Annotated in this window: 3 protein-coding genes; all 3 read right to left on the bottom strand. The window is 70.5% G+C overall.

The annotated features are described in order from the left end of the window. Positions 1-470: 470 nt before the first annotated feature. The 3 genes from H180DRAFT_RS28350 to H180DRAFT_RS28840 all read right to left on the bottom strand — a co-directional run bounded on the left by H180DRAFT_RS28350 (position 471) and on the right by H180DRAFT_RS28840 (position 4411). Positions 471-1079, bottom strand: a complete 609-nt coding sequence (locus tag H180DRAFT_RS28350; RefSeq protein ID WP_055489020.1) for a GNAT family N-acetyltransferase — start codon at positions 1077-1079, stop codon at positions 471-473. 492 nt (positions 1080-1571) lie between these two features. Continuing rightward, positions 1572-2153 carry a helix-turn-helix domain-containing protein gene (locus H180DRAFT_RS28345; protein WP_055489019.1) on the bottom strand — a complete coding sequence of 194 codons (582 nt, stop codon included), beginning with the start codon at positions 2151-2153 and terminating at the stop codon, positions 1572-1574. Then, positions 2150-4411 (bottom strand): DnaB-like helicase C-terminal domain-containing protein, encoded by a 2262-nt coding sequence (locus H180DRAFT_RS28840; protein WP_079100478.1) that lies wholly within the window; start codon positions 4409-4411, stop codon positions 2150-2152. Before H180DRAFT_RS28840 ends, H180DRAFT_RS28345 begins: the two co-directional genes overlap by 4 nt. Positions 4412-4563: the final 152 nt, after the last annotated feature.

Genomic DNA, 4563 nt, shown 5'->3' with positions numbered 1-4563 from the left:
GGGCTCCGCCCGGAACTTGACGGTGCATCAACCCTCCGGGTTGATCTTGTGGTGACTGATACTGGGTCAACTTTCTCTCTCGGCCCCGGTGATGAGCGCCGGCGCTTCGCGCCGGAAGCGGGCTGGAGAAGAAGGGGGCGTCTCGTTGTAAGGCAAGGGCGTGTGTGCGCTCGCCTTACAGACTCTGCGGAATGGAAGTCGCTGGATTTCCACGGAAGTTCGGCCTGAAGTATTCCGTCGCACAAGAGCCCCTCTCATAGCGGAACGTGCCGCAATTGCATGAGCTGAGTCGGGACTGGAATTCTCCGGAGCTCTTCGCACGACGGAAACGCATGGGTGGCTTTGTTCCCTGGTTTCGACAGCGGTTGTTCAATGCTTCGGGGGAGGCACCCGGGCCGCGGCGTATTCGATGTTCACGAGAAGTGACAGCACCCGCGCACGCCGATGAGGGTTGCCGCTCCAGGCAGACCTTACGAACTATCGGATGCTCCAGCGGTGTGGATGGTCGGGATCGGTGGGGCAAACGAAGACGTCGGGTACCACTCGCGGCGGAGGAGGCCGAAGACCCAGGAGTCGGAGACGTCGCCGTTGACGACGCAGTCCTCGCGGAGGGTGCCTTCGCGGACGAAGCCAAGCTTCTCCAAGACCCGGGCGGACGCCACGTTGCGTGTGTCGGTCTCGGCCTGGACGCGGTTCAGGTCCAGGGTGTCGAACGCCCACCGCAGGACGGCGTGCGCGGTCTCCGTGGCGTAGCCGTGGCCCCACGCGGCGGCGTGGAAGACGTAGCCCAGGGACGCGCTGCGGAAGTCCGGGTTCCAGCTGGTCAGGCCGCACCAGCCGATAAACGCGCCGTCGCAGACGCGGTCGACGGCCACCCGCGCTCCCGTGCCTTCCTCTTCGATCGTCCGGCAGGTTGCGATGAAGCGCTGGGCGCGGGCCGGTTCGGTCCACGGCGGGGAGTCCCAGTAGCGCAGCACGTTGGCGCTGCTGTGCAGCGCGTATAGCGAGGCCGCGTCGGCGTCGGTGAATGGCCGCAGTCGCAGGCGGGCGGTGTGCAGCTCGGGGGTGGGCAAGGTCATGCGGAGCATCCTGCCGCGTCACGCTCGCCTCCGGCCATCTGTTATCCGGACGGTTGGGGGGGCGTACGTCAGCGGTGACGCCGGACGGGCGGTGAGTCCGCAGTACCGTGCCGGCCATTGCACCCAGCAGCAACCCGGCCCGGAAGCCCGCGGCAGAGAGGCCCGGGTGGGAGCCGCACCCCGGATACGACCTTTGTGCAAGTCGTCAATGACCTGATGTGACCGGCGCGAACCGGGCGCACCAGAGCGGGAGATGGGGGGGCCTGGATGTGCGGTGGAGCTCGAAGCGTGCTGGGTTGCGCGGAGGGCACCGACGCACCCGTACCCACCGACGTGTCCGCCAACTGGGAATTCGGCCCCACCTCGCAGCCCGCCGCGGCGCCTGGTGTGTGTGCGGGGTGGCCGGGAGTCGCAAGGGAAGTTGTAAGGAGTGTTGTAAGGGGGGTTGGGTTTCGGGTCGCCGCCGCCGCGGCGCCGCCACCGGTCGGGTTGTCAGGCGCCGATGCCGATGCCGGAGACGTAGGCGTAGGCGACGTATTCGGAGGCGATGTCCGCAATGATGTCGCCCCACGCCTGGTCGAGCTGTGCGTCGTCGCCGGCGGCCCAGGCGTGGGTGATGGTGGCCCAGTCCCGGATTCGGATGGAGCGTTGCGGGACGTCGCGTTGGCGCTGTGCCGGGACGTCGGTCTGGTTGACGGGGTAGATCTCCACGCGGGTGCCGCGGCCCGCCTGCTGGAGGCGCTTGGTGAGGGCTCCGGATCGGACCATGTTGTGCCTGCGGACTTCGCGGTAGGCGCGTTCGATCTTCTCCCGGGAGTTCTTGCTGGGCTTGGTTTTGCCCTGCTGCCAGCGGCGCAGGGTGCCCGGGCGGACGCCGGCCTCCCGCAGGGCCTGGCGGCCGGCGTGGCTGTCGAGGTAGTGCAGCCGGGCGCCCAGGCCGCGTGGTGTGGTGATGGGGGATTTGATGCCGGTCTCCCGCACGATGCGCTCCAGTTCGGCGGAGAGGGCGGCTGAGCCGGGGATGCCGCGGGCGCCGTGCTTGGCGTACCAGCCCCACTCTTCGCGGGCGCTCACTGGTCACCGCCTCCGAGGGTGTAGGTGTGCTTGGGCTTCATCTCGCTCAAGTCGCGTCCTTCGGTCCACAGTTGGCGCCAGTCGCCGACCAGGTGCAGCTCGTCGGTGCCGGTGGCTTCGACGACCTCGAGACCGGCAGCGTGGGCTTTGCGGGCTTTGAGCCACAGGTTGGCGAACGCCTGGGAGCGCAGGATGTGCATCCAGTCCGGGCGGCGGATCTCCCGGTTGTAGGTGGATTCCCCCATGGTCGAGATGAACTTCGAGTAGGCGGCCTTGAGATACTCCGTCGTCACCTCGTCGCCGGCCTCGATCGCCTCCCGGCGCACCCGGGCGAGCGTGCGGCGCAGCTTCTCCAGCACGTTCTCCGTCGCGCCGGACGTCCAGGACTCGCGGATGACCGGCGCGTCGCACAGATCCTCCCGGGCGCAGCGCTGGAGCAGGCGCAGGGTGGGTTCGGTGATCCAGACGTCGCCGGTCTTGCGGCGGTCACCCAGCGGTGAGGGGAGATCGGTGTGGTCCCAGGTGGGTGGGGTGATGCGGTGGATGCCGGCGCGCTTGGGGTCGTGGAGGCCGCTGGTGTCGTGGGTGAGCTGTCCGATGGGCAGGTGCGTTTTGAACGCGGCGAGGTAGGCGGCGTTCGCGTCCAGTGCGACGACCTCCCGCGCCGTGGCGTCCGTGCGCAGTGGCATGTTCTTCCAGTTCAGCCGTCCTTCCCAGACGGCGTCGGCGCCGGACTTCTGGCCCGTCTTCTTCAGCAGGTCATTGACCGGGGGGAAGGAGCTGTGTTCGTAGCGGCCGCCTTTGCGGGTGTGGTCGAACCAGCCCATCACATCGGGGACGGCCCGCTTGACCAGCGCGTTGGTGGCGGCGTCCGCGTCGCCGCCGGCAGCCTCCAGCGCGGCGGTGACGGTGGAGCGGATCTGGTCGGCCACGTCCGTATCGACCGACCCGGACCGTGAAGCGGCAGGGCGCGCCGTGGGGGGCGTTGTCGCGGGTGAGGGTGCTGTGGAGGGGGAGTTGGCCTCCAAGGGCGGTACCGGGGGGGCTGAGGGTGGCGCGGGGGCTTGTGCGGGCGCCTGGGCCGGTGCGGGGCCGTCGAGGAAGCGGGCGCGCTGGAAGTCGGGGCGCAGCCGGATGGTGGGGCTGCTGGTGTCGGCAGCGAAATCGCAGTCGGCGACCGTGAGTCGGGCCGTCTCGCCGTCGCGCTCGAGGTGGAGCACGACGTCCGCGCGCAGCCTTGCCAGGAGGGCGGGGTCGTCGGTGTCGAGGGCGGCGAGGACTGGCAGGTGGTGGGTGCGGGCGAGGCGCACCAGTTCGCGCGTCACGGCGGGCAGGGCCTCGCCGGACAGGGGCACGGCCGGGTCCGCTGTGGCCTGGAGGCGGTCGACCACGAGCAGGGCCAGGCTCTCCACGTCCGCGATGGTGCCGGCGATCGCGTCGGTGTCGAGGTCCTCGCCGTCGTCGACCCACAGCGGTGCCTGGCGGGCGGAGTCGAGTGCGGCGCGTACCTGGGCGGGTGCGTTGAGGGTGCCGGCGCGCAGCAGTTGGTAGTCGGCGCCGGTGTGGGCGGCGGCGATGCGGCAGGAGACGTCGGTGGCGCTGGGGCCGGAGGCGGCGTAGAGGACGGTGCGGCCGTGGGAGACGGCCGCCTCGCGTGCCGCGCTCGCGGCCAGCAGGCTGCCGCCCACTCCGGGGGCTGCGGCAATGAGGGCGAGGCGGCCGGGCTGGAGGCCGCCGGTGGCCTCGTCCACGGCGGGCAGGCCGTAGGACAGCGGAGCCCGGCCGGTGGTGAGGGAATCGAGGGCAGCGGCGGGTGCCGTCAGCGTGCGTGCGCGGCGGGGCGGGCGCGAGGGCTGCTGTGTCGACGGGACGGTGCCGGCAGCCGGGTCGCCGGGCCCGGCGGGTGCCGGGGCCGGAGTGGGGGGCGGGGTGGGGGGCGCACCGTCGTCGAGGTCGACGGGGAGGAGCACGGCGATGTCGCGGGTGCGTTTGCGCAGGCGTTGCGGGGCGCCGCCGGCGGCCTGCGTCACCAAGTGGCCCAGTGTCTGGCGGGCCTGGGTGAGGCCGTGGGCGGGCCAGGACTCCAGGGCCGCGCGCTGCTGCATGGTGAGGGCGTCCAGCGGCGTGAGGACGGCGCGGGCGACCGTGTCGCCGAACTCCCGTGTGATGACGACTTGCTGGCCGGATTCCAGCAGCTGGAACAGCGCCTTACGTGCGGCCTCCGTCCCGTAAGGGCCGGCCTCACCGTCCGTGGCCACGTCCCGCCCCTCCTTACAGTCCGAGTTGTAAGCCGTAACCTTAGCCTCTCGACGCGTATCGCAACGACGCGTCGCCTGCAGCGAGTTTGCTCGTGTCGATGCATCACGTCACGTCAGGCGTGATGACAGGTCAGCAACACAAGAGTGGCAGG

This window comes from Streptomyces sp. WMMB 322, assembly GCF_900090145.1.
Classification (GTDB): Bacteria; Actinomycetota; Actinomycetes; order Streptomycetales; family Streptomycetaceae; genus Streptomyces.
Note: the sequence above shows the minus strand (reverse complement) of the source record. Positions and strands in the feature narration are given on the sequence as shown.